The organism is Halosimplex amylolyticum, from assembly GCF_051414035.1.
Classification (GTDB): Archaea; Halobacteriota; Halobacteria; order Halobacteriales; family Haloarculaceae; genus Halosimplex; species Halosimplex amylolyticum.
Genome location: NZ_JBLKNW010000003.1, coordinates 157546 through 183558 on the forward strand (window position 1 = coordinate 157546; position 26013 = coordinate 183558).

The 26013-nt window shown below is 55.5% G+C and carries 22 protein-coding genes and 1 pseudogene; 9 read left to right on the plus strand and 14 right to left on the minus strand.

The features are described 5' to 3' along the window. Positions 1-71: 71 nt before the first annotated feature. The 6 genes and pseudogenes from ACMGFE_RS15940 to ACMGFE_RS15965 form a co-directional block, all read right to left on the minus strand. Complete coding sequence (locus ACMGFE_RS15940) at positions 72-296, minus strand: type II toxin-antitoxin system RelE family toxin (RefSeq protein WP_436926391.1); 225 nt, start codon at positions 294-296, stop codon at positions 72-74. 14 nt (positions 297-310) lie between these two features. Continuing rightward, positions 311-1537, minus strand: coding sequence for an RNA-guided endonuclease InsQ/TnpB family protein (locus ACMGFE_RS15945; RefSeq protein WP_436926218.1), 1227 nt, complete (start codon positions 1535-1537; stop codon positions 311-313). An 8-nt stretch (positions 1538-1545) separates the two neighbouring features. After that, complete coding sequence (locus tag ACMGFE_RS15950) at positions 1546-1689, minus strand: DUF2080 family transposase-associated protein (RefSeq protein WP_436926219.1); 144 nt, start codon at positions 1687-1689, stop codon at positions 1546-1548. Between the two features lie 186 nt (positions 1690-1875). Beyond that, the gene (locus ACMGFE_RS15955; RefSeq protein ID WP_436926220.1) at positions 1876-2154 is read right to left on the minus strand and encodes a ribbon-helix-helix domain-containing protein; all 279 of its coding nucleotides are present in this window, start codon (positions 2152-2154) and stop codon (positions 1876-1878) included. 88 nt (positions 2155-2242) lie between these two features. Further along, positions 2243-2494: pseudogene (locus ACMGFE_RS15960) on the minus strand (type II toxin-antitoxin system VapC family toxin); the annotation flags it as partial. 364 nt (positions 2495-2858) lie between these two features. After that, positions 2859-3164 (minus strand): hypothetical protein, encoded by a 306-nt coding sequence (locus tag ACMGFE_RS15965; protein ID WP_436926396.1) that lies wholly within the window; start codon positions 3162-3164, stop codon positions 2859-2861. Here ACMGFE_RS15965 and ACMGFE_RS15970 point away from each other — a divergent pair. Next, positions 3124-4398, plus strand: a complete 1275-nt coding sequence (locus ACMGFE_RS15970; protein WP_436926221.1) for an RNA-guided endonuclease TnpB family protein — start codon at positions 3124-3126, stop codon at positions 4396-4398. The two genes, ACMGFE_RS15965 and ACMGFE_RS15970, sit on opposite strands and share 41 nt — an antisense overlap. A 374-nt stretch (positions 4399-4772) precedes the next feature. Here the strand turns inward: ACMGFE_RS15970 and ACMGFE_RS15975 are convergent, their stop codons facing one another. Beyond that, the gene (locus tag ACMGFE_RS15975; protein WP_436926222.1) at positions 4773-5072 is read right to left on the minus strand and encodes a hypothetical protein; all 300 of its coding nucleotides are present in this window, start codon (positions 5070-5072) and stop codon (positions 4773-4775) included. Positions 5073-5990: 918 nt separating this feature from the next. On the opposite strand from ACMGFE_RS15975, the gene ACMGFE_RS15980 reads away from it, so the two are divergent. Next, entirely contained in the window at positions 5991-6854 is an 864-nt protein-coding gene (locus tag ACMGFE_RS15980; protein WP_436926223.1) for a DUF8008 family protein, read from the plus strand. Between the two features lie 912 nt (positions 6855-7766). Here the strand turns inward: ACMGFE_RS15980 and ACMGFE_RS15985 are convergent. Together ACMGFE_RS15985 and ACMGFE_RS15990 are read right to left on the minus strand one after the other, a co-directional pair. Next, entirely contained in the window at positions 7767-8714 is a 948-nt protein-coding gene (locus ACMGFE_RS15985) for a GDP-L-fucose synthase family protein (protein ID WP_436926224.1), read from the minus strand. Next, positions 8711-9772, minus strand: coding sequence for a GDP-mannose 4,6-dehydratase (locus ACMGFE_RS15990; protein ID WP_436926225.1), 1062 nt, complete (start codon positions 9770-9772; stop codon positions 8711-8713). Before ACMGFE_RS15990 ends, ACMGFE_RS15985 begins: the two co-directional genes overlap by 4 nt. Positions 9773-9973: 201 nt before the next feature. On the opposite strand from ACMGFE_RS15990, the gene ACMGFE_RS15995 reads away from it, so the two are divergent. The 3 genes from ACMGFE_RS15995 to ACMGFE_RS16005 all read left to right on the plus strand — a co-directional run bounded on the left by ACMGFE_RS15995 (position 9974) and on the right by ACMGFE_RS16005 (position 14940). Then, complete coding sequence (locus tag ACMGFE_RS15995; protein WP_436926226.1) at positions 9974-11392, plus strand: sugar transferase; 1419 nt, start codon at positions 9974-9976, stop codon at positions 11390-11392. Positions 11393-11813: 421 nt separating this feature from the next. Beyond that, positions 11814-13670: an asparagine synthase (glutamine-hydrolyzing) gene (gene asnB / locus ACMGFE_RS16000; protein WP_436926227.1), complete on the plus strand. Its 1857-nt coding sequence runs from the start codon at positions 11814-11816 to the stop codon at positions 13668-13670. A gap of 76 nt (positions 13671-13746) precedes the next feature. Continuing rightward, positions 13747-14940 carry a sulfatase-like hydrolase/transferase gene (locus ACMGFE_RS16005; protein ID WP_436926228.1) on the plus strand — a complete coding sequence of 398 codons (1194 nt, stop codon included), beginning with the start codon at positions 13747-13749 and terminating at the stop codon, positions 14938-14940. Between the two features lie 6 nt (positions 14941-14946). Here ACMGFE_RS16005 and ACMGFE_RS16010 read toward each other — a convergent pair whose 3' ends face one another. The 3 genes from ACMGFE_RS16010 to ACMGFE_RS16020 all read right to left on the minus strand — a co-directional run bounded on the left by ACMGFE_RS16010 (position 14947) and on the right by ACMGFE_RS16020 (position 17225). After that, positions 14947-15150 carry a hypothetical protein gene (locus ACMGFE_RS16010; RefSeq protein ID WP_436926229.1) on the minus strand — a complete coding sequence of 68 codons (204 nt, stop codon included), beginning with the start codon at positions 15148-15150 and terminating at the stop codon, positions 14947-14949. 77 nt (positions 15151-15227) lie between these two features. Continuing rightward, a complete protein-coding gene (locus tag ACMGFE_RS16015) occupies positions 15228-16007 on the minus strand; it encodes an FkbM family methyltransferase (RefSeq protein WP_436926230.1) in 780 nt (259 codons plus the stop codon). Positions 16008-16115: 108 nt separating this feature from the next. Then, positions 16116-17225 carry a glycosyltransferase gene (locus tag ACMGFE_RS16020; protein WP_436926231.1) on the minus strand — a complete coding sequence of 370 codons (1110 nt, stop codon included), beginning with the start codon at positions 17223-17225 and terminating at the stop codon, positions 16116-16118. Between the two features lie 45 nt (positions 17226-17270). Between ACMGFE_RS16020 and ACMGFE_RS16025 the strand changes: the two genes are divergently transcribed. Next, a complete protein-coding gene (locus ACMGFE_RS16025; protein WP_436926232.1) occupies positions 17271-18569 on the plus strand; it encodes an O-antigen ligase family protein in 1299 nt (432 codons plus the stop codon). A gap of 32 nt (positions 18570-18601) precedes the next feature. On the opposite strand, the gene ACMGFE_RS16030 is transcribed toward ACMGFE_RS16025, so the two are convergent. After that, the gene (locus tag ACMGFE_RS16030; protein ID WP_436926233.1) at positions 18602-19726 is read right to left on the minus strand and encodes a glycosyltransferase family 4 protein; all 1125 of its coding nucleotides are present in this window, start codon (positions 19724-19726) and stop codon (positions 18602-18604) included. A gap of 17 nt (positions 19727-19743) precedes the next feature. Between ACMGFE_RS16030 and ACMGFE_RS16035 the strand changes: the two genes are divergently transcribed. The 3 genes from ACMGFE_RS16035 (at position 19744) to ACMGFE_RS16045 (ending at position 25013) form a co-directional block, all read left to right on the plus strand. Then, complete coding sequence (locus ACMGFE_RS16035; RefSeq protein ID WP_436926234.1) at positions 19744-20649, plus strand: glycosyltransferase family 2 protein; 906 nt, start codon at positions 19744-19746, stop codon at positions 20647-20649. Positions 20650-20760: 111 nt separating this feature from the next. Next, positions 20761-23721 carry a LamG-like jellyroll fold domain-containing protein gene (locus ACMGFE_RS16040; protein ID WP_436926235.1) on the plus strand — a complete coding sequence of 987 codons (2961 nt, stop codon included), beginning with the start codon at positions 20761-20763 and terminating at the stop codon, positions 23719-23721. Between the two features lie 113 nt (positions 23722-23834). Further along, complete coding sequence (locus ACMGFE_RS16045; RefSeq protein ID WP_436926236.1) at positions 23835-25013, plus strand: glycosyltransferase family 4 protein; 1179 nt, start codon at positions 23835-23837, stop codon at positions 25011-25013. 18 nt (positions 25014-25031) lie between these two features. Here the strand turns inward: ACMGFE_RS16045 and ACMGFE_RS16050 are convergent, their stop codons facing one another. After that, a complete protein-coding gene (locus ACMGFE_RS16050; protein ID WP_436926237.1) occupies positions 25032-25931 on the minus strand; it encodes an alpha-1,2-fucosyltransferase in 900 nt (299 codons plus the stop codon). Positions 25932-26013: the final 82 nt, after the last annotated feature.

Genomic DNA, 26013 nt, shown 5'->3' on the forward strand with positions numbered 1-26013 from the left:
AATCGCCGCACGCCAGTACAAACCATTACACCGGGCTCGTCTCCACCGAATTGCTCCGTAGGCAGCGTTTGTTACGGTGGGAGGTGGCGGTCGTAGATATTCCGTCGGTGCCCGACTGCTTCGACGATGAGAACGTCCTCCTCGCGGTCCCAGGTGATAATTCCCCGGTAGTCGCCAGCGCGAAGCTTGTAGTATGGAAAACCGCTGAGCTTTTCGAGGCGATGGGACGTCCAGTCTTTCGCCTCGTCGAGTTTCTTGACCAGCCGCTCCTGGGCTTCGGTGTCGAGTCCCTCCAGTGAACTACCCCACCCTATCGTTCGCCTGACGGCTCACGCTTGAGGGTGGGGCTTCCTGATTCCATGACGCACTTTGCAGACACCGAATTGGTGTCCACAGGGAGCACAGTCTCCACAGGCGTTGATTCGGAGTGTCCCGCTCCTAACCGCTTCGTGATACCGCGAGAAAGGATATTCCACGCCGCGTTCGCGTCTCTATCTGCCTCGAACCCACACGACGGGCAAGAGTGTTCACGGACCCACAACGGCTTGTCCGTCTTGACACCGCAGGAAGCACACTCTTTGGTCGTGTCTTTTGGGTCAACAGCGACAAAGTGCGTTCCCTCGCGTTCGCATTTATATTCAAGCATCCACAGGAACGTTCCCCATGCCGCGTCTGCTCGGTTCCGCGAGTTACCCGGCAGTTCCACCAAGCCCTTCCCGTCCAAGTCCTCTACGGCCACCAAGTCGTACTCGGTGGCATAGTAGTTCGCCAACTTGTGGAGGAAGTCGCGTCGCTTTCGCTTGAGGTCAGCGTGGCGTTCGGCCACCACACGACGCTGTTTCTCCCAATTTGCAGACCCGTGTACCTTCCGCGAGAGGTTCTGCTGTGCGCGTTCCAATTGCTCGCGTTCCACCGAGAGGTCGGGAGATTCGACGGCGGTGCCGTCCGTGTCGTGAACGTACTTGAGAATCCCTACGTCGATACCAACACACTTCTCGGGATTCTCCGGTTTCGCGGGCGAGTCGTCCGGTGTCTCGATACCGAGGATGGCATACCACTCCCCGGTCGGTTCCTGCTTGATTGTGACCGTCTTGATTTCGGCGTCGTCGGGCAGGTCGCGGTGGAAGGTGAGCGGGATCGTACCGAGTTTTGAGAGCCACAGCCGCGTCCGACCGCTCGTGTTTTTGAGCTTGAAGCCGGACTGACTGTAGGTGAAACTGCGGTACTCGCCCGGAGTCTTCCAGTTGAGAGTGCCGACGTGGTGGCCGTTCTCTTTGCGACCGCGAAGCGTTGAAAGGTTGTCGTACAGCCGTTGAACGACTTTCTGGAGAACCTTCGAGTGAACGCTTTCCAGGTCGTTCCACCACTTCTTGAGGCTTGGCAGGAGCTTCTGTTCGGAGTAGGCCGAAGTGTCGTCGTTCCGGTTGAGTCGGTGGAGGAAATGGTTGTAGACTTGTCTACAGGTATCGACAGTCCACGCTAACTGTTTTTCAAGAGCGTCGGATGGTCGGAGTCGATACCTGTAGTTGTAGTTCATCTGGAGAGCTATTCGTCGATGGGTTCGCTCGTTCGGACGACTTTCACGTTTGCACCACGCCAGTCCTTCGGGACGAGAACGTGAGCGCCGTTACCGGTCGCTTTGGCTGTCCCCGTGATGACTTCATGGCCTTCTATTTCGTGCCTATCCATCACCAGTGTATATACAATATTGAAACATAAAAGTGACGGTGGGCCTGTGGAATTGCGACCAATCAGTGTATGAGACCTGTGCGGCACTGTATCCCCTCCCTACTCGCTCCCTTCGGTCGCTCCTTGAGGAAGGAGCCTTAGCGCCTCAATTCAGGTAAATCGAGTGCTTTCTGTGTCCACTCGACCTCAGTCATCGATCCCCAGCCGGTCCTTCACGTCGTCCTGCGAAACCGTCTCACCCTGCTCCCGCTGGTCGCGGCTCTCGGCTAGATGCTCGAGTGCTTCCTCGGACAGCTGCGTTGGTGGGTTGACGGCATCCCGGAGGGCGTCACGGATGAACTCGGATTTGTTCGCGTAGCCACGCTCCTCCCAGACCTCGTCGACCTGTGCCAGCAGCGACTGTGGCACTCGGACGTTGATCTTCTCCATTTCGCCGTCACCGCCGGCGTCACTGTCGGTGCTCATATGCTGTGATACGCTTGTATCACGTAAGTAGCTTCGGTTGATTCTCTGGACTGTGGTTGACAACGTCGAGACCTCGAGTGGGGGGACGTCAGTCAGGAGTTTCCTCTTCGATCGAAATTCGGTCGTCAGTGACATCGTCAAAGGACTTATCCGACGAGATGACCGGATCGTGGTTAGCGTAGGTAATGTGATACGCATCGAACGCGGTGAGGCCATGTTGCTCCATATAGTCGGCCGGTTGGAAGAGAACCGTCTCGTCTTCAGGGACAGACGCGATCTCAAGCGTGTAGCTGAGTGCCTCCATACGGTCGAATTCGAACCGATCAGAGATCATCACTAAACCACGAACATTCCGCGCCAATTTGAACAGAGACACGGCAAACCGCTCCGGGCGGCAGTCGGAGTGGCTGCCAGCCCGGGCAGGACACAGCTATTTCGGGAGCGAGCGATACGATAACGTCCCACGAGGGACGCATATATTAAGAGGCCGGTGTTCCCCAAAAGGATACCTGCAAACTGATAACAGATAGTGCACATGTGCGTATTTTCGCTCTAACGTATCTGGGGAGGAACAAGCGAGCTGTCATTAAGAAAATCACATTTTCGGCGGGCAGCGGTCGGTTTGGTGTCTGGTCCACCAGATTTCGTCCCACCTCGTGTACAGCGGCAGGACTACGTGCCCGCTGTATCCTCCGTCCATCTTCCTACAAGGAGGGAATCCCGGCCTTCAGGCCGGGAGGGAATCCGACAATCCCCTCAATAACCACGTTCTGATGCTCGATCCGAATATCGACCGTCATTTTTAACTTACGTAAGAACTTACGTTTAGACGGATGAGAGCCGACTTCGATATGGAGCGCGGGGGGCCACTTCACGAGGCCGTGAAGCAATACGCCCGCGACCACGGGATACGCCACTCCCGCGCATATCCTGAACTCCTTCGCAAAGGACTCGAATCCGAAGGCTATGATGTCAACCACTCTGACAGCGACTAAGACGCTGGAAGCCACGCTTGCACCACCCACGCGGTGCAAAGAGCAACGTCTCCAGCAAACGCTGTCCGAATACCGTGACGCACTCCACGACGCCTTCAAGCAAGACTGTACGACGATGAATGCCACGAACGACGTGGTGACACCGTACAACTTGCCGTACCAAGCGAAAGACGCCCTCAAATCCTACGTCCCCAAACTCCACAACACATACAACGCGAATGAGTTGGACGACGAACACCCGGTCCGCTTCGTGAATCGGGCCGGGAAGTTCGACTGCGACTCTTCACGTGAGTACGAAATCTGTTGGAACGTTCCCCAACCCGGTCGCGGAACCAACTTCTGGATTCCACTCCGACTGAACCCCAAGCAAGAGCGACTATGGAATGATCTCCTCGATGACGAATCGAGTACGGGCGTGGGAGAACTTCGTTTGCAGAAACATCGGAAAACGTGGACGCTCCACGTCACTGTCGAATACGAGGTCGAAGACACGACCGAGATGCCCGAGAATGCGACTCGGGTCGGCTTCGATATTGGGGAGTCGATGCTGGTCACGGGCTGTGCCCTCCAGCACGGTGCTCCCACCGAACCGTTGCTCATCAAGGGGAACGAAGCCAAACGACTCCGAAAGGAGATACACACCACGCTCACGCGTCTCCAAGAGCGAGACGCGCCCGAATGGCGTGTTGAAGAACGCTTCTCGTACTACCAGAACCGACTCACGGACATCATCGAGAAGGCCTCTCAGAAGGCCGTTGCGTACGCCACGCAATTTGAAAATCCCGTTATTGTGATGGAAGACTTGGCGTACATTCGGGAGTCGCTGGACTACGGGAAGTACATGAACCGACGCCTGCACTCGTGGGCGTTTGCTCGCTTGCAGGACCGTATCGAGGACAAAGCCCGAGACGCGGGGATTCCGGTTAGATATGTTCACCCACAGTACACGAGCAAAACGTGCCATGCGTGCCAGCACATTGGGTATCGGCCTCAGCAAGCCGAGTTCGAGTGCAAGAATCTGGAGTGCCACGTATCGACGTTTCAAGCGGACATTAACGCTAGTGCAAACATCGCACGACGCGTAGACCCGTGGGGAGAGAGCCTGCCGCTGAAACCGGCGGGCGATGACTCGCCACAGGATGGGAGCCGTTGTGACACGGCCACGACTCACCGGGAGACGAGTGGGATACCCTCGCAGATGACGCTCACGGCATTCCAAGAGTCGAAACCCCCTGCCAGCAACGACTGACTGGCATTCCCACCGTGTGGGAAGCCCCGCCGTTCACGGCGGGGTGGATGTCACTTTAACACCACTTTTGCTGGGATGTGGATTCAAAATCCAAGTGAGTCGGGAGCGAGCAGTGATCGACCGTAGCGGCGATTAGCATCGACAGTACTCTGCGATTGCCGGTCTTGAGCGTTTGTATTGACAGCCTCAGCCATCAACCGGTCTTGATCATTTCTATATCAGTCACCCGCTCACGACCGGTCTCTCGCCAGTGGCATCCGGCGTAGATCTCGGTCACTCGCCAACAGTCCGATTCAGACGATCGAACGAATCGGACTCGTCGACGTGGGCCACTCTTGGGCGTGTACTCGACCACGAATTCATTGTCATCCATCTTAGACGTACTCTGTCGAACTGGCGCCGGCGATGATAGCGGCCCAGCCTCTAGTGCTCACGCGGTGGTCTTCCCAGGCGCCGCGGATAGTCTCGACGTGGGTCAACCAGTCGGTCAGCGTCGAGAGGGGCGTCTCTGCGAACGCCCACGATTCGACCTCGCCGGCGTCGACAACGTAGACCGTTCGTTCGTAGCGACTCCAGAAGTGGGTCGCACCGTCGCCGTCAGTGCCGAGGTAGTTGGCGTCGTGGGCGAGTTGCTCAGCAATACCTTCTTCAAGAGGGGGATCATTTTTCGGCATGGGTTCTGGAAGAACCCGGCTCGCCTGGTTCCAGCAGGCGGGCGCTTTCTGCGATATATCGCCCGAGAGAGCCGGTGTTCCTATCTAATTGTATTGTAAGCGGCCACCATAATACTTTTGCTTTTGGTAAACAGACATTCGCACGTATGACACAGGGGAAGCGAACCGTCTCGGATAGTGAGATTATTGCTGCAATCTGCGACCAGGACGATCCGTTCGTGACAGCTGCAGAAGTCGCAGGAATGTTCGGGATGACACGTCAGTGGGCACACAATCGACTTCAAAATCTTCACGATAGCGAGCGGATCAATCGAAAGAAGTCTGGGCCGCGAAACGTGATTTGGTGGGTTTCAGAGAATTAACTATCGCGGGTATCCGCAAGATACTGTTCCCCAGTTGTCGAAATCCAGAAGAACCGAGCACGTCCGCCTGGATTCTTACTCATAAGATATCCATCACTCTCAAGGGACTTAAGCCGGTTGTCCGCCCACTGTCGACTCTTTTCGAATTCCTCACTAACTTCAGTCGCGGTGAAACCGGGGTCCGGCGACTCGACGAAGAACCGTAGGATTTCACGTGTCTTGACAGAGGGATCGGGACCGCGACTCACACCACCAATTACACGACCTCCGGATTATTGATTCCGACTCCATCCATTTACCATTAGCAACTATTAAGCCGGTAGCAAAGGCAGTACATATCAGACTCTATGCGGTGAGAATTTCGCCGGAAAATCGGCGACCGTGGTCTAGCACGGCCGCCGCGTGGAGTCGGAACGACCGACATGTTCGTAATCACGCCGCGGGGACTTCAACTTCCCGCACGACGAGTCGCATCACCCTGCAACTCTGCTGTGACGAGTGGAGTTGTACCAGCCTCTGCTCGCTCGACGTATCTCATTCCCGGAGGGGATCATCGATGACCGACAATGAGTCGCTCGAAGCACGTGTGGCCGCCCTCGAAGCGACTGTCGAACAGCAGGCAGCCCGCATCACCGAACTCGAAGCCGATCACGATTCTGAGCGCCAGGCACGTGAAGCAGCTGAAACGCGCGTCGACGAACTTGAAATGACCGTCGAGCGCCAGAACGCCCTCCTCGATGCACTCCGGAAACGGATGAAGATCAGCCGCGGGATGATCGGAGAACTCCAGTCCCGTGAACTCGAGAAGGGCGCACACCTCCGCTGGGATCACGTTAAACCGACACTGGACGACGACTTGCTCGAACTCCACGAGGACACTGTCGAGCGAATCAGCAAAGACGACGGGAAGTACATCCGACTCCCCGCGGAATCGGACCCGCTCGATAGTGACGGGATTGTCGCGCTCGCCCACGGAGATCTGCTACCCATCCAGCAACTTGCACAGCTGGACGAGGAGACGCTCCAGTCCGTTACGGATGCGCGCCCCGACCGCCTGGCCGCACAAGTCTGGCAAGCCCGCCACGGACCGTCAGGCGACCTCTGGAAGACCGGTTGCAACGGTGTCCGGGAATATCTCGACGCCGGCAAGCTAGCGACGTGGATTCGGATCCAAGAGGGCGACGTGAGTCCCGATTATGCGACGAAGCTCGCGCGGCGGACGATCGATTCGCTGCTGGATCTGTCGAAGCATCGGTTGTACGACGAACTGCGCTCTCGGCGTGCCGATGGTCTCCAGTACAAAGAGCGTCGAGTGGTGTTGCCAGCAGATGCAGAGATTCCTGGGGAGACGCGTGCAGGTAGTGAGTCAGTGGAACCAAAGGAGTCGACCCCGGCGACAACTGGTGTCGCCGGTGACTAGCGTCGGCGGAGTGAGAGAGTCGCCCAACCGGACACGAACTAGGTAACAGACACGGACTAATAGAGCAAGCGCGGGTGTTCATCTGGCGTCGGTAGCTTGTCGTATCGGGTCTCGATCGGCAGTCGTCGGCTAGAACCACTGTACCCCGATGCTGCGGTCACCGATGACACCAACTGTCCACGGATGATATATAGATTTGACCACGCCGCATATCTGCAACCCCATGAAATCGGTGGATTCCTGCTAATACGGTCAAAGTAGCGGGTAATGCCGGAGGTCAAGGTTAGAAAATTCCCGCTAGTATAACGAGGATATCTCCAGTTCGAGGCTAGACTCCCAGCTGGTCACCGGGGCGAGAGACGTTGTCCACCTCAAGGGCGATCAGACGCCCGAAATCCCCGCGGAGCGCGGTCGGCGTCTGACTACATGTTGGAACAAATAATTATCATGAGGAGTTACAAGTGTAGTGAAAGACCGTCTCTACTGCTAAAGTTTTCCGATTGAGGAATCCGATTCAGAGAGATGTTGACATGTTTCGGCGGCAGGCGCAAACGACGATATAGCCGCGAAACCGCTTGTGGGACGTTCCTATTGCCGATACGTGCTTCTGTTCGATCGGCTTCGAACGATAGATTTCGGGTGAGTCTAGGCACGAATTGGGGTGTGAAACGCAATCATAGCGGGGACCGAGATAGGGTGTATGCCCGGAACAAGGGTCGTACACGGGGTAGTTCCGCTGGATATGCGTATTCTGCGGGTTGTAGATCGCAATGCGATTGGCGAGGATGGTCTATAATATGACGGACTATCGTAACCGGGCCATTCGAGTCACAAAATGCCGTAGTCAGAGGTCAACACTTGTTTGATTATAACCCTCAATAACCTTCGATAGACCAATTGAAGATGGTTTGATCAGTTATGCTGGTTCTCGAACCAGTTTACAGTCCGCTGAAGCCCTTCTTCGAATTCGGTTGAAGCCTTCCAGTCGAACCGTTCTTTGGCGCGCGAAACGTCCAGACGACGGCGCATCTGTCCGTCGGGTTTCGAGGTATCCCATTCAACTTCACCCTCGAATCCGGTCACGTCGGCGATTGTCTCAACGAGCTCTCGGATACTAATTTCCATTCCGCTACCGAGATTTACCGGTTCGCTCTCATCGTACCGCTCGGTCGCGTCAAGAATTCCTTCGGCGGCATCTTCCACATAGAGGAATTCTCTGGTCGGTTCGCCGGTTCCCCACGCAGTGATCGACTCGTCGCCTCGCTCCCGTGCTTCCACGCACTTCCGGATGATGGCGGGGATCACGTGCGACGACTCCAGATCGAAGTCGTCTCGGGACCCGTAGAGGTTGACGGGCATCAGATAGATGCTGTTGAAGTCGTACTGCTTGCGGTAGGCTTTCGACTGCGTGAGCAGCGCTTTCTTCGCGATCCCGTACGGAGCGTTCGTCGGTTCAGGATAGCCATCGAACAGGTCCTCTTCGGAGAAGGGGACAGGCGTATTCTCCGGATAGGCACAGATAGTACCGAGAATGGTGAACTTCTCGACGTCGAACTGCCGTGCCATCTCCATGAGCTCGATGCCCATGATAGCATTATCGTAGAAGTACCGACCCGGGTTCTCTCGGTTTGCACCGATCCCACCCACTGTTGCGGCCAGATGAATTACAACATCTGCACCCGAGTCCTGGAAGGCGCGGCGGGTATTGGTACGTTCCCGTAGATCGTACTCGCTGCTTCTGGGAACGAATATTTCCACGTTGTCGGATCTGGATTCGAGATCTTCGACGAGATGGCTTCCGAGGAATCCGTCACCTCCGGTCACCATGACGGTTTTCCCGTCCCAGTAACCTGCACTCATCGCCAGTCCACCCGCCCGTACCACTGTTCGCGGTTGTTCGCGTACCAGTCAATCGTCTTCAGGACACCTTCTTCCCAACTAACTTCGGGCTCCCAGCCGGTCTCCTCGTTGAGTTTCTCGTAACCGACGAGGAGTTCCTCAACGTCACTATCACCTGGGCGGTACCGATCTTCGCGCTGAACGATCTCGGGGTTGTCCCAGTATCCGTTCTCACTCCCTACTTCGAGAATGAGGTTGGTCCATTCGCGCATCGAGATGTTCTCGCCGTAGCCGTATACGTACTGTTCACCGGGTGACCCCTCCAGAGCGACGTGGAGGTGGCCACGAACGCCGTCACTCACGTAACACAGATCTCGTTTAGGTTGGAGATTCCCGAGTTTGACGACCTCCTGCTCTAGAGCCTGTGTGATGATTGTCCCCGTAATATACCGTGGATTCTGTCGAGGACCGTAGTTATTGAACATCCGCGTCGTGACGGTTGGCAGCCCGTACCCATCGTGGAAGTTCATCGTCAAGAAATCTGACGCGAGTTTCGATGTCGCATAAATGCTCGTCGGATTGACCGGTGAACGCTCACTAAGGAGCACACGGCCATCGTCTTGGAACTCGTGTTTTTCTGCCATCTCCTCTTTGACGTTTCCATACTCCTCACTGGTGCCAGCGGTGTCGATTTTTGCGACGTCTAGATCAAGATCGACGACGGCTTGTAAGAGATTGAGGGTCCCATTGATGTTCGTCTCGACAGTTTCGTACGGTCGATCCCAGGATTCGCCAACGTGGGCCTGCGCCGCGAGATGGAAGATGAGCGAATCACTGTGATCTTCGAGAGCGGAGAGTGCTTTGCGAACTGAATGCGGATCTCTCAGGTCACCTCTATGGACAGTAACTTCGTCCGACTGATGTACGATGTTGTTGAGTTCGCCGCTAGAAGTCGCACGAACAAACACGTGAACATCGGCTCCAGACTTTACAAGGCGGTCAACAAGATGAGAGCCGATAAAGCCATCTGCGCCGGTTACGAAGACGGGACGGTCCACTAATTTAGAGTCTATATCCATTATTGATTCCTCTAACCGTGGCCTATTTTTAACTTGCTAATACGATTGGGACACGAGGGATCCAAAGAGATTCAAGGACGTATCGAAGGACCCATTTCCGTATTGATGTGAGAGATCTTATGAAAAATAGAGTTCTTTTAAGTCATCAATAGCAAAACGGGTCGTAGCTCTTATGCCATCCGACTGCAGTTACAGATAATAATGGCCATCCGGTGGCGGTATCGCCTCGCGAGCGTTGTCGGAACGGTGTTCCTGACCGCGTTCGCGGTGCTGGTCGCCAATCACATCCTCGTTCAGGACCTGTTCAGTCAGGTTCCGTACTTCGGACGACCGGCGCCGGCCGTCCTCGCTGACGGCGATCTGACCGGCGCCATCTCGACCGTACTCGTCGTGACGCTGGCCGCGATGTGGCCGGTCTTCAAACCGCGCCCTCGCCGCATTCTCGACACGATGCTGCTGACCCAGAAGCGGGTCTTCCTCGCGATGGTCGGACTCGCGGCGCTGGGCTACTACGACTACAGTTACAGTTTACCCCGGTCGACGCTCATGCTCCTCACGGTCTTCCTCCTCGCCGCGTTACCGGCGTGGATGACCGCCATCCGTCGCCGTCCGAGTGCACAGTCGCGGGCGATCATCATCGGCGACGACCCACAGGCGATGGAGGATATCCTCGCGACGACGGACATCCCCGTCCTCGGCTACGTCTCTCCGCCGTCGTCGTATGCGACCGAGGAACATCGCGACACGGCCGCGGTCGAACTGGCAGACGGTGGGACGGTCAGGCAACGTCTGGACGAACTCTCGAACCTCGGCGGGCTCTCGCGGCTTGATGAAGTGTTCGTGAAGTACGGCATCGACACGGCGCTGTTGGCATTCTCAGAGACCGACCGGGCTGAGTTCTTTGGTGCGCTTGACGAGTGCTATGAGCACGGCGTGACGACACTCGCCCACCGAGACCACGCAGATGCCATCCTGACGAGTTCGGTCAGCAGAGGCGACCTCGTCGAAGTCAATCTTGAACCGTGGGACTGGCAGGATTACGTGGCGAAGCGGCTGTTCGACGTGGCATTCGCGCTCGCGGGATTGCTCGTCCTCTCGCCGCTAGTGGTCCTCATCGCTGTGGCGATAAAGTTGGATAGTCGTGGCCCGATATTCTATAGCCAGGAACGGACGGCCGAGTTCGGCGATACGTTCACCGTCTACAAGTTCCGCTCAATGTTCGTTGGGGGCGAGGAAACGACCCCGAACGAAGACGAGGAGAACGACCGGATCACAAGAATCGGTCGCCTCCTGCGCAAGACGCACTTCGACGAGATCCCCCAGCTGTTCGCGATCCTGGCCGGAAAGATGAGCGTCGTCGGTCCGCGGGCCGCCTGGACCGACGAGGAGACGCTGCTAGAGGAAGAGGCCGAGAGCTGGCGCAAGCGCTGGTTCGTCAAGCCGGGACTGACGGGACTAGCACAGATCAACAATGTCTCTTCGACGAATCCACGAGAGAAGTTGCGATTCGACATCGAGTACATCCGGAAACAGTCGTTCTGGTTCGACCTGAAGATCGTTATCAGGCAGATTTGGAACGTGCTGGAAGACGTCACTCAAACGAACACCGCCCGGCGATGAGCCCGTGAGACGGGCCACGCGGGGATACCCCGAGAGTCGTGGATTTATTCGTTCCTCGGATTGAGACAGCGTATGGACGACGCTGGCGCCGTTTCGGAGAATCTCAACGAACGACTGGTACTCGAATATCCGCTATAAGGTGCACTTGCTGTGGACGAGCAGCGTGACCGCTGGACGTTCGAAGACGTTCCAGTAGACTCCGATGCGTTCGGCGAGCTGGCAGCCCGCGATGTCGTGGAGCAGATAGGCGACGACCCGACGGAGATTCAGCGGTCGTCGACGTCTTGGGGAAGGAACGAATCACATACCGGGGTGAGTGAGAACGACACTTCAATCCGATGGCCTACTGAACGGCCGTTTCCGGTCCTGCCCACAAACGACACACTTGTATGCGGGCCTGATGTTCAATTTCGTACGCTCAATGTGTGGAATCGGAGGGGTGCTATCGTTCAACGGTCGGCCGGACCCGGATGTTGGTGCCGCAATGACGGATTGTATGTTTCATCGAGGACCACATGACAAAGGTATCCACGCAGACGGACCCATCCTGCTGGCCCACCGGCGTCTAAGCATTCTCGACCTCTCAGACGCCGGTCACCAGCCGATGTCGAACAGAGACGGGTCTGTGTGGATAGTATTCAATGGCGAGATATACAACTTCCAGGAACTTAAAGACGACCTCACGGGGCATTCATTCAGGTCGAATACCGATACGGAGGTGCTGTTGCATATGTATGATGAGTACGGCACTGACTGTCTCTCTCGACTGCGAGGTATGTTCGCCTTTGCAATTTGGGACGATGAAGCCGAACAGCTTTTTCTCGCCCGTGACCGAACCGGGCAGAAACCGCTGTTTTATTATCACGACGAAAACGGAATGAGGTTCGGGTCAACAATCAAGACGATTCTCTCTGACCCACGGGTCCCAGCAAGGGCAGATGAAGCAGCTATCTGGTCATTTCTCCAGTACCATTACGTCCCCAGTCCGGATACCGGCTTCAAAGGAGTACAGCGCCTAGAACCCGGCGAGTACATGATCGTTAGTGAAGACAGCATCAGAAAGGAATCATACTGGAACCTCTCTTTTCAAACCCAGTCGAACGCGACGCCCGAGAAACTGATGGACAGGCTCCGCAATCGGTTGCGCGAGGCGACCCGCTTGCGGATGCGTAGCGACGTTCCGGTCGGTGTCTTCCTGTCGGGCGGTATCGACTCGACCATCACGACCGGACTCATGAGCGATTTGACAGATGATCCGGTGAAAACCTACTCAGTTGGGTTCGAACAGGAGTCACACAACGAGCTCGAGTTCGCGAACCTCGTCGCTGACGCGTACGATACGGATCATCACGAGTACACAGTATCGCCCGATGCGGTCGAGTTACTCCCTGAAATCATCGAGCACTACGAGATGCCGTTTGGAGATACGTCAGTGATCCCGACCTACTATGTCTCGGAGAAGGCCGGACAAGATATACGTGTCGCATTAACTGGAGACGCGGGAGACGAGAACTTCGCCGGCTACACGCGATATACGTACGATCAGATCTGTTCAATCGTAAGCCGCGTCCCAAGTCCGCTTCGACGGGCCGCCCGAGCCGTACTCGCAGGAATGGACGAGGTCGTAGATGGACCTGAACAAGTTCACTACGCGCGGCGAATGGTGGAGATCGCCGACGCGGATCCAGACGTTCGGTACGCGCATTTCGTGACACACCTCTTCGACGAGAGCTTCCAAGACGTATGGGCGGGAGAGCAGCAAGCGGACAAACTCGCCTGGTTCAGATCCCATTACGACCAGACAGATGGTCCGGAGAGACTCGACCGGGTGCTTCAGTTCGACATCAGAACCTATCTCCCAGACGACCTGCTCGTCAAAATCGACCGCGCAACGATGGCTCACTCCTTGGAGGCACGATCGCCGTTTCTCGATCATACAGTCCTTGAGTTATGTGCCCGCATTCCTGCGAAATACAAATGGCGTCGGGGAGAGAAAAAGTGGATATTGAAACGAGCATTCGAGGATCTAGTCCCTGATCCCGTCATAAAGCGGGAGAAACAGGGATTCGGCGTCCCCGTCCACCAATGGTTCCGGTCAGGTCTCCGAGAACACGGACGTGAGATGGTTGAACGACACGGTCAAAGAGAGGTATTCAACTCCGCTGTCCTCGAAACGCTGTTTGCCGAACACGTCAACGACGGCGTCGACAACGGACACCATCTCTGGGATCTCTTGATTCTCGACCGATGGTATCGACGGTACATTGATGACCGGTAGCCCAAGGACTTGATCGCAGACCGCCTATCGAAGCGAGACCAAATGGCTAATCACCCCGTCCGCCCATCCCATACGTATGCTATCCGGTCTCGACATCAACAATGTTTACCTCTACATAGCGGACGCCGTCCGGTGGGATTTCGCCCCCAACGATGTCCTCAATCGGGGGAAAACTATCAAGACAGTTGCGTCCGGTATCCACTCGCCGACAAGTATCGCCAGCATCGTATCTGGTACGCTCCTTCCGCAACATAATGTCGGCCAGTTTGAAGACTCACTCCCGGAAACAGTCCCCAATCTATTTCGTGATTTCGACGTCGAAACACTGTTCGCAAATACCATCAACGACGTACGGTTCGACAATAGCCAGTCCGAAAGTATCATCGCCCAGACACTGAACACGGAAACAGTAACACCAGACCGGTTAGATGGGGTGTCAGAACCGTTTCTGTTCGTCGAACGTGGTCCAGGCGGACACGCACCGTACGGGCGGAAACGAGAACGTGAGAACGCAACCGAGTACTTCGAGCAGCGCCCGAACGCAACTAGGGATCAGTTTGCACGAGAGTATCGTGAATCCGTCCTTGAGGATTCCGAGTGGTTTCTCAGCCGCTTAAAATCACTCCGCAGCCAAGGTCTCCTCTCGGATACGCTGGTGATTTACACGAGCGACCACGGTGAGTTGCTCGGTGAAGGTGGGATGGTCGCACATAGTCCGCCCATTCACCCCCGTCACGTCTATGTCCCAACGACGTTCATTCATCCCGAGATTGAAATCGAAATTGATCAAAAGGCAGTTCTCAGGCATGTCGATCTACTCCCTACACTCACTACTCTACTCGACGAAACTCTGAACACGGCTATTCGACCGGCGGGCCGTGACCTGACTGAAGCGCAACCCGCAGATGTCGGTCCGTGTTATTATTCGGCATCACGCAAAACGAGAGCAGGAACCGTTGAGGTCACGTACGATTCAGTCTGGGACGCAACCGGTGGCTACGTCTATTGTGAGACCTCCAGACTCTCCCGAGTGTTACTTGGTCTGCACCAGTCGTTGCGGACGCCTTGGCGACGGTACACACGGAACCACCTGTCTGCGTACCTCCCCTTCCTGCTTCGCGGTGATCAAAGTTACTGGGCGCCAGAAGTTTCGCAAACTGACGCCAAACAATACATTAAGAACGTCAGAACAGAACCGGCAGACGCGAGTGGGACACAGACCCAGGAAGTAGCTACAGACAGATTGCAAGAACTCGGTTATATCGAGTAGTCCCTGTCATTCGAGGTATCCGAGGTCACGTAAATTTTCTTTTAGGTCTCGATCCTGATCCTTCTCCGTGGGATCGCCTACTTCTTCGATGACCGTTTGGAGTGCGAGCGCGCAGTACGCCTCCGGACTCTCGAATCCGAGTTGGTCCGCACGCATGGCAATAGCCTCGTAAATCTCGTCATCCAGTTCAACCACTAACCTGTGTGTCATTGATGAGTGTTTTTCAACGCGATATATAATCTCTACGTTCCGGATAGAACACGGCTACTGCGTAACCGGGAAATGTTCTAATACTCCCTTTCTGGATGCCATGCGTACACGTCCCCCGCCAGCGCATCCCACTCGGGGTCCGGGACTCGCATAGGGGCGAATTCGAGCTGGTATCCTTCAGACCGAAGTAAAGTGAGGAGTCTTTCGGTCCGCTTAGGGCTCCCAGAGCTAGTGTATCCATACGTCTTACATAGGAGCCGCGGACGATACTTGCGAAGCACTTCGAGGCCAGACGAGAGAACATCGAACTCGGTCCCATTCGTCAATACTTCGATAAAGTCAGGTTCAATCCCGTACTCTTCAACCACAGTATCCAACGGGGCTACTTTAGCGGCGATATCGTCAGGGTCATTGAGCGGGGGGAGTTCGTCGTTTACTTCCGGATCCCGAACACGTCCACCACCCGCATAGTCCGGGTCAGATGAGATAGTGATATTTCCCGGCTCTGGCCAAATACCTCTAGAGTCAAGCGTTACGTTCTGTTGTGCCGCCGCCCGAGGTTCAAGCTCCGTGCGGGCCGTCTTTGTCGGTTCGAAAATGTACACCTGTCCGTCTCGGGTGGCTAACTTCGCGAACTCGTCTACGGTTTCCGGATTCATCGCACCGATCTCAAGGACCGTGTCGCCTGCATCGATGAGGAGCGCTCGCCGGGGCAGATACAGCGGAAAGTTCTCCCGTGGTGCACCGAACTGCCGCCACAGATACGCGCGGAGGCGGTCTTTGTATATTCCGTTAGGGGCATACCGGATCGGTGCGGTAGAAACCGTCCCAATAGTGCGCAGAAGATCTCTTGACATAATGAGAGCGTATTAGGCACGTCTTTTAATGACTTTCTGTTCCAAGAGCAAAGTCAGAAGGATTTATGTAACGAATTACGTGGCTTCGAGTGAGGGATACTTGCCGGTTCAGACCACCGTTTGATACCGATCGAGCGTTTCAGCTATCATCCGTTCCTCCGTGAATTTATCGAGGACACGCTCACGCGCCGCAACGCCATACGAAGTACGACGGTCTGGTTCAGCGATCAACTCGTTGATTGCATCGGCAATTGCTCCCGCGTCTTCCGGGGGAACAGTTATTCCAGTCACCCCGTCAAGACTCACCCAGGGAACGCCTGTCTGGAGATCCGTGTTGATGACAGGGATCTCGTATGCCATGGCTTCTAGCTGAACGACACCGAACGCCTCGCTCGGCTCTGTCGATGGGAGAACGAACACATCGGCTGCCTGGTAGCACTCGTGTAGCTGCTTTTCGGACACCTCACCCAGAAACTGAACTTGATCGGCAACATCGTACTGTGAAACAGCGGATTCGAGATCAGCGCGACGCTCGCCATCACCCACGACGATGAGTTCTGCGTCGACATCTGCCATCGCCTTAATTAGATACGAGACGCCCTTGTAGTAGTTCAAGCGCCCAACGAACAAGATAGTGTGTTCCGCATCATCACTGGAACCGTCCCGCTGTTGCACCTCATCAGATGGAGCAAACGTCTCTGTGTCCACTGACAATGGAACGATAGAACATTTCTCACGAATGCCTTCGAGATGGGGAGACTGTTCCAGTAATGGTCGTGACGTCACAAAGACGTGGTCAAGCGACTGCAAGAATCGGTCTATGAACGGTTCGTACCAACCCAATACTCGTGATTGCCGGACGATGTCGCTGTGATACGTCGCGACCGTGGCGGCACCGCTAACAGGAGAGATTAGATGTGATACGACGCTGAGTGGATTCGGGAGGTGGTGATGGACGACGTCTGCATCGCTTGCGAGGTGAGCGTATCTGAGTGGGAAGGACGGAGCTATCGGGACTGACAAGATGGTTCCGAAGTGCCTCGCTTCGTGGACTGCGACTCCATCAACGGACCGTCGCCTTCCAAATGCTTTTTGTGTCGTTGCGAGTACGTTTACTTGATGTCTAGCACGTACTGTGCCGTCAGCGAGTGTCTTAACGACACTTTCGATTCCGCCGAAATGCGGATAGTAGTACTTGTTAACGTGTAGGATGTCCATTCAACGACGAATACATGACTATGAGCTTTGTATATTTTGATCGTTGTGAGTACTGATATCCCTGAAAATGCAGGTCGAGCCTTAGATCGGAGACGAACGACCCTCTATCAACGGATCGCAGTTCATGGCTTTGGAGTTGTCACACTTTTTGCCGTTCTCGATTTTCTCTCTTTGAACACGGCAATCTCGGCCAGCGAAGGATTGATGCCCGTCGTCGCCATCTTTGTGACAGCCCACGGTCTGTACCGTATCGCCTACAACAAGCAGGCACAGATCGTCCTGAGAAAGCCGACGGTTCTCATCTTCGGTTTCCTCGCTCTCTTTGGTATCTATACTTTGGCGCGGACTGACCCCCTATTCAATCGCTACGGATTTCCTATCGCGGTGGCGTATCTGAAGAGTCTCACAATGGCGATATTACTCGTTTTGACTGTCAACGATGCTCGAGACCTGAACACAATCGCAGTATACGGTGTCGCTGGTGCAACAGCGGGGTCGCTGATATCTTTCACGAGCCAGCAGACGCGAGCGACGGTTCCTGGAATTAATCCGAATTTGATGGGGTTCGTCCTCGTACTCGGGATCGTACTGTGCGTTTTCGTATATGTCCACTCAAAGACGGTCATTTCTCAGCGGCTGTTGAAATTGTTTGGGGCTTCGATGGGGGTCGGCGTTCTGCTGTCAGGGTCGAGAGGCGCGTATCTGGCTCTATTCACATTCGTTTCGATGTCCGTCGTTTTCTTCTGGCCGCGAATTAGAAGCATCGCGACGGCAAATAGAGGTAAGGTCGCCTACTCCGTGATCATCGCCAGTACTTTTGCTGCAGTGGGTTCGTATCTGATGGCAGAGCGTATCGCGGTGTACATAATACGGATTCGCCGATTGGTGATTGTCTTTCAGGGAGCTGACGCACTCCAGAAACTTGACTCGGCATCGTTACTCACGCGGTACGAACTCCATCAAACCGGGTTGCAGATGTTCCTCCGTAGACCGTTGTTCGGGTATGGTTTCGGCGCCTTCCGTTCGTACGCCGGGTCACACGAACCGTTATTGTCGCCGGTTGGGCCTCACAGTTTCTACCTCTCGACAATCTCCCAATTAGGTCTGATCGGGGCCGCGCTGTTCGCCGTCCCAGTCGTGTTGATCTTTAAGCTCGCCTTCACACGGTGCCACTACGATACGGTCCCACAGGTGGAGTTACATCGTCTGTTGATTTTACTCGCTGGCTTCGTTGCACTCCTCGTACAGGGTGTGGCTGTCGACGTGTTCCGGTGGAAGCAATCCTGGATTCTCATCGGTTTCCTGTTGGCACACTACGAGATAGCGACCGCGAGCACTGAGTAAGGGATCACGGACCTCAATATCGAGACGTGAAGTCATGCAGACAGTGCCCGGTCGTATCCCTCGGAGACGCGACTGACCGCCGTGTCCCAGGTCGGCCCAGTTTCCCCTTCAAGACAGTTCTGCCTTAATTGCCGCGCTAACTTCCGGTCTTCTGCTAAGCGTCTTAGCGCGGCAACAATAGCTTCCTCCGAGCGTTCAACGACGAGACCGGTCACCCCGTGTGAGACAAGCTTCGATACGTCTCCAGCAGGTGACGCGATCACCGGGGTCCCGATTTCGAGAGCTTCGCGGACGACCCTCGGCGTCCCTTCGCTCGCCGACGGCAACACAAGAACATCCGCGCTCGTGATCCGTTCCAGTGCCGCACGGTGTTCCAGCTCTCCGGTCAATGCAACCTGATTCGAGCATCCCCTGACAGAAGTCACGACTGCGTCCTTCGCCGGCCCATCACCAACGATTGTCAACGTCGCGTCGGGATGCTCGGAAAGCAGTTGTCGAAACGCACGGCAGAGGAGAAGAACGCCTTTCTCTCGTCGAAGTGCCCCGACGTACACCACCGACAAATCGTCGTCCAGAATAGGTTTGGACCTGTACTCGGAAACGTACGGTGGATTCGCGACCGGAGTCCTGATGATGGAGTCGGCAAGGATGCCGCTCTGTCGTAATTTGTCGTCTATATTCGACGCACAACTGAACCAGATCGGCGTGCTCCCGATTTTCACGAGCGCAGGCGGGAAATCCTCGTCTCGGCAGTCATACACGATTCGCCTCCGGCTAAGTGCGGCACTCGCTGCGACGCCGAGCGTCCCCAGTGACGTAGAATGGGTATGAAGGAGATCAATCCGTCCAGTTACGATCAAGAATAGCGAGACAGCGAAGGCAATAGGTGGCTGGACGAACATGCGCAACGGTCGTGGGATTCCAGACAGTCTAGGCACGACGCGATACACCGTCGCCCCGTTCTGATTCGTGACGAGCGGACGGTCCGTGTGATACGAAGTGAGAACAGTGAAGTCGTACATTCCGGACAAGGACTCGACCAGATTCGAGTAGTAACTCGCGCTCCCACCCCGATACGGCGGATAGAGTGGTGTATAGAGAAAGATACGTACCAAGGTATCGGTCTCTGGTTTACGGCCGAGAATAAGCATTTCCATCTGAACGACGACTCGTATTGAGTTCTAAGAGGTTTAATACGCAGGGGACGCTACTTGGAATTGAAGAACTCCGGATGGCCATGACTGAAACACCTTCTGAGTGGAGCGGCCAAGAACCCGTTGTAACTGTCCTAATGGCAGTGTATAACGGCGAAACGTTCGTCGAAAGCGCTATCGAAAGCGTCCTCGACCAGACGTTCAGCGAGTTCGAGTTTCTGGTCGTCGACGATGGGTCGACCGACGACACGCCGGAAATTCTCGACGGGATCGACGACCCCCGACTCCGCGTCGTGAGGCAGGAAAACCAAGGCCAAGCAGCGGCTTTGAACCATGGCCTCCGCCAAGCCCGAGGCGAGTATATCGCACGGATCGACGACGATGACATCGCGTACCAGGAACGCCTCGAACGACAAGTAGCGGTGTTAGAGGGTGACAAGCGGATCGGTGTCGTGGGCTCGTGGCACGAACGAACGAACACCGAAGGGGGTACAGAGGAAACCTGGACGCGGCGCCCCCCCGTCACCGACGACGCTATCAGAAGGGAGTTTCCGATCCGGAATCCGATCGCTCATAGCACGGCGACGTTTCAGCGGGATGCAGCGCAAACAGTTGGGGGATACGACGAAACGATCGACTCGTGCATCGACTACGATCTGTGGGTCCGAATCGGTGCGGCCGGCTACCGATTCGCGAACGTCGACGAGGTGGTCTGTCGTATTATTCAGCACGACGAGAGTTCCTATCGATTCAATGGATGGGACCAAATCAAACACTACCTCCGGTCACTCCGGATCGGCTGGCGAGCGGCACGAACGCTGGGTGTCCCAGTTCGCTACCATCTCTGGCCCGCGATCATGTTCCTCTGGGCTATCCTCCCGTCACCCATGAAAACGCTCGTCCGGCGAGTGAGACCGACTTGCTAACGAGATACGATAAACAGAGTGCAACATGGATCGTGTGGAACATTATTCGATCGGGTGTCGTCTCCATCCCGTGCCGATGAATTTATTCACACTTCACCTTTTGGTTCGGACATGACAGACGAGTCCGCAGTCGCCCAGTTCCTCGACGAACGGCCGGAGCTGGCGTCGGCGATGCAAACGGTCCTCGCAGTAGACGAGGAAGCCGACAGATGGTCCTTCGACGAGGTAAACGTCGGGTCCGGCCCGTTCGGAGAACTCGTCGACCGTGGCATCGTCGAACGTGTCGACGGCGGATACACAGTCGCAAACCCTGCCGCAGTCCGTGAGGTACTCGACGAGCCTTCAGAAACGCACTCGTCAGGGGAAGACAAGTCAGACGAGAGTTTAGTCTCTACATCGCTCCCAGAGGTGGATCGAAATAGACTCCTCGGCATCGGAGGAACTCTCTTGTTTGTGGTCTTATTGCGGACTCTGTTCTCGCTGACTGCAGTATTCCGTAACGGATCGATCGTACTCTCTGGGAACGACCCGTACTACTACCGATATGTTATCGAGTCGCTTGTGACCGATGGGGGTGAGGAGATGCTGTCGCTGTCGACTGGCGTGGCAAATGGCGAACCCCTATTCGTGATTTCGCTAGCGGCCGCCAGCACACTCCTAGGCGGTTCAGAGACAGCAGCCGGACTCGTGCTCGCGTGGTATCCAGTCGTGTCAGCGGTGCTGACAGCGGCCGCGATCTATGTCTTAGCTAAGCGTCTGACTGCGGACCGCCGCTCCGGACTCGCATCGGTCGTGATGCTCGCAGTTCTCCCTGCTCACGCCTTCCGGACGAGTCTAGGATACGCAGATCATCACGCCTTCGACTACCTGCTGCTCGGATTCGTCGTCTTGACTCTTACAGAGTTGGTTTCCTCCACTCGCTCGGACAACAGACAACGGCGATGGGCGCTCGCGGTGATATTCGGGATGGTTTTTGGTAGTCAAATACTCGCTTGGGAAGCCGGCCCGTTGCTTGCGATACCGGTTGGTGCCGCGGTAGTATTTCTCACTCTTCTCGATGTACGGGCTAACCGATCTACTCTTCCGTGGAGTGGTTCGCTGCTTGCCGGAATCGCCCTGGGAACCCTGCTCGTCACGATGGCCCACTTCCTGTTGGGATGGCATACCCCAAATACCGTCCTTGCACCGATACTATTACTCTGTCAAGTCACTGCTGTCATCGTAATCGGCGAAGTCACGGTCCGCGTCGATGGGTCTTGGCAGGCGGGAGCGTCAACGATCGTAGGTAGCGCCCTTACAATTGCCGTGGCAGTTTGGATAGCACTCCCGACGTTCTGGACGCGAGCGATGCAGCAACTCGGACGATTGGGGGCCCAGCGAGACATCGTCGAGACGAAATCACTGCTGAACGCCGATACTGGAGCGTGGTTGCTAGTATTCGGCTTTCTTCTATTTCTAGCTGTACCAGTACTTGCGATCACGACAGCCGCTATTCGCGATGGCGTACGTCGCTGGGTCGTCCCCACGACGTACGGCTGGTGGTTGGTCGGACTCACGCTCTTCCAGATCCGGTTTGCTGGTGAAGCGTCCATCCTTGTCGCGCTGTTCGCCGGCATCGGGTTCCTGAAACTGGCGGCCTGGGTGGACCTTGTAGAGGATCTACCGTTGGGCGGCGGTGCCGAAACTATGTCCCGAGCCCATCTCACGGGAGAACCACGGTCTGGCACGTCACGCGGATCCCTCGGAGTGGCGAACAGGCGGACCGTGATTTCACTCGTCATGCTCTTTGTACTTGTAGGGGGACTGAGCTTCCTCCAGGTCCCAATCAAGACTAGTCAGGTAACAATCGACGACCAGACGTACGATACCGCGAATTGGATATCCGACCACGCCGCGGCGCAGAACCTGACCTATCCCGAAAACTACGTACTGAGCCAGTGGGGTCGCAACCGTGTCTATAATTACTTTGTAAACGGCGAATCGATGTCCTACTCATTCGCCCAATCCACGTACGCCGATTTCATTTCCTCGACACGGCCAGACTACTGGTATCACCGTCTTGATGACCGAGTCAGATTCGTCGTTACATCCAGCGTAGCAGTCAGCGAAGAGAGCCTCCAACAGTACTTGCACGAGCAGTACGGCGTTGGCGCAACGCCGGGGCTCTCACACTACCGCGCTATCTACGTGACTGAAGATGGTTCGCAGAAGGTATTCGAACTAGTTCCCGGTGCGGTCGTCACCGGCCCTGGGAAACCGAACAGCACTGCAGTTCTAACCAGAAAGGTCGATCTTGGCCAACAAACGATCAAGTACACCAGAAAGGTGAGCGTGAACGAGCACGGCGTTTATCAGATTCGTGTTCCGTACGACGGAACGTACGAACTCGGTGAGAAGTCTGTGACTATCCCCCAGCGAGTAGTCGAACAGGGATCGGTCGCTTCGCAATTTTCGAACGAGGGGTTCGCTTCGTGGTCGTTCGACGAAGGCGACGGGTCGACAGCCTACGATAGGAGTGGCGGGCATCACCTAACGCTCAACGGAACCACTTGGACTGACACGGCTGTCAACGGTTCAGCGCTGGCGTTCAGTGACGGAGCGACAGCGACGATGAAGACTCACAACAGCACATTCGATGAGTTTACCATCAGTTTTTGGGTGCGTCCGACATCACTGAACGTCAACCAGAATAACAATTTCCAGGTGCTACTGACGACTAACACAGGGACACCGCTCGTGCTCGAGCAAGATGGTGACATCTCCTTCCGACTCCCGAACACCGATACGTCCCGTCTCACCGGTGGAAACGTATCAGTTGGCGATTGGAGCCACGTCGCAGTCACGTACGACGGTAGAAGTCGTGAAATCTATAAAAATGGAACACTCGTTGCAGCGGACACTGTCAACCTGTCGATGGTGACGGTAGGACGTAAACTAACGTTCGGGGCGAATTCTCGCGGCAGCAACTCGCACACACTCACCGGACAGTTAGACGAGGTAACGGTCTACGAGCGGAGCCTCTCACCAGAGGAGGTCAACGTAACGTACACCTCCGGCTCGGCCGGCGAATAGCGGTGCATAGGATCTCAAAATTCTCACGAATGGGTCGAAGACGGACCGATTCGTATGCATTATGAACGTGGGCCTATTAGTCCCAATATCTTCTTCACACAGCTTCGATCCACATGACAAAGATCACTGCCCTCGTCATGATGAACATATACTCGAATCGTCCTATCGGAAATCAGGCGAGAATGAACGATATCCTGGCATATTCGTCCTACGAAGGACGAGACGATATCGAGTTCCGAGTTGTCCCACTTATTCTCGACGAGGGCCACGACTCCCCGGATGAAGATCATATCGTCTTGCACGAGCCAAGCTCACGGATCGACCTGCTCCGGAATACATTCCAAGCGATCCGTAACCATCGCGCCGACGTCGACATCGTCCACTTCACATCGCTGCAGTGGTATCTACTGTGTCACTTTCTATTCGGGTCTCGTGGCAACACCGTCGTTGGTCCCAATATCGGCCCACCGATACCAACGTCGTTGCGTGATACCGAAACGATTCGGTTCTTTCAGGAGCATTATCCAACCCAACACTTGAAAGATACGCACATCCGCGACAGGATGACACGGTGGAAGCTCAAGACAATCGATCGTGTCCTCAACGGTTCAGTGCGATTCATCCAGTGTGGTCAATGGCCTGCGGAGGCGACACTGATAGAGCGCGGGATCCCTGAAGACCGGGTTTCTGTGTTCCCTCCGAGTGTGCGCACGGATATTTTTTATCCGCGTTCATCACCACGCAACCAGGCACGCAGAGAGTTACTGGTGGTCACCTCGGCGTCGAAGCCGTTGCTGAAAGGATTCCAGATCCTCGTGGATGCAGTCAAGCAGTTCGAACCGTCGCTCTCCGATGTCACGATACACGTCCTAGGACTAGGGGGCTGGCCCGACGAGAAGATAACGGGCTACGAGAGCGTTCGCGAGACGTTCGAGTTCCATGGCCGGATTCCACGAGAAGATCTGCGCAAGCAGTACTGCTCGGCAGATGCCTTAATCAACCCGTCGTACACCGAAGCAGACGGTGGGACAGTGATGTCAGAGGCGCTTGCGTGCGGAACGCCCGTAATCGCGACACGAGGGGACGCGTTCGAGACTGCGGCCCTCGGCAACAATACACTGTTTTTCGAACGTGGAAATCCTGATGCTCTCGCTAAGGCCGTCAACCGGTTCTATCGGACCCCAAATCGGTACTGGACGGCGGCACGTGAGCAGGTCGATGCGTACGATATCGAATCAGCTTACGACGTTTTAGTGGACACGTATGAGCGAGTGCTTGGCCGCGACAAGTAAGCGGGTCTCGTATCTGAGTCACCAGCGGAGGATAGTCCAGCGGGCTGGCACGACGTCTAGTTCGGATGCGTCTACTTCGAATCCCGGCCATTTCGGCGGTGCCAGGACTGTCTTGTTCTCGTTCTCGTTCAACCAAGCACCCCACCAGCTGAACGTGCTGTTCGCGATAACGTTGTGATCACACTGACGCATGAGTCTAAGGTCCTCGTACGCTGTCGACCCATCGTTTGTGTCGACGAAATGCGTATTCACGTCGAGGTGGTCTGACTCGAGCGAGTCGTGACCAGAATTCTTCACCCATTCGATGTCGTCGGAGAAGACAAAAACATCAATTTCGGAATGGCTTTGGGCGAATCGATCGAGCGCCATCGAATAGTAGTCGGTCGGGAGCGTCCAATCGAACGATTCGTAATCACCACGTCGGAAGTGGACACTGACCGAGTTAGAGTTCTCAATCAGCCGGCCCCACCGTTCGTTTCCCCCCGCCTGTTCGTGAGTTACGGAGAGTTCTGTCCGGATCAGGTCATCGAATTCCTGAAAATACCGTTCAGTCTGCCAGTACCCGATGAGAGATACGTCACCGGGTAGTTCAAGCACCCGCGGGTCGAATCGAAGGGGCTCGGTCTCCGAATAGGTCCCCAGGAAGAGGACTGTCGCACTCGGGGCCCACTCGCTCCCGATAGTGGCAATTTTTTCGTGCACTCCGTCGAAGACGCCGCGGGAATCGTCGCTGAAAACCTCGGCGGCGATATCGAAATGTGAGAGTTGAAAGTTTCTGTTCGTCTGCCTCGAACGGTCTGCCCTGTAGTGTGTGATGTCAAGAACGAGTTCTGACCCCGTTCTGTTCGCGATGGCTCTTCCAGTTGCGTACTGAAAGAGTTGATTTCCGAGCCCACCTTTCAGCCTAAGGACGACCATTAACGTGATTCGATTATGCAGTTACCACCATGTATGTTCCTGATTATGGCACGGTCGTAACAACAACTCGACACCTTAGCAA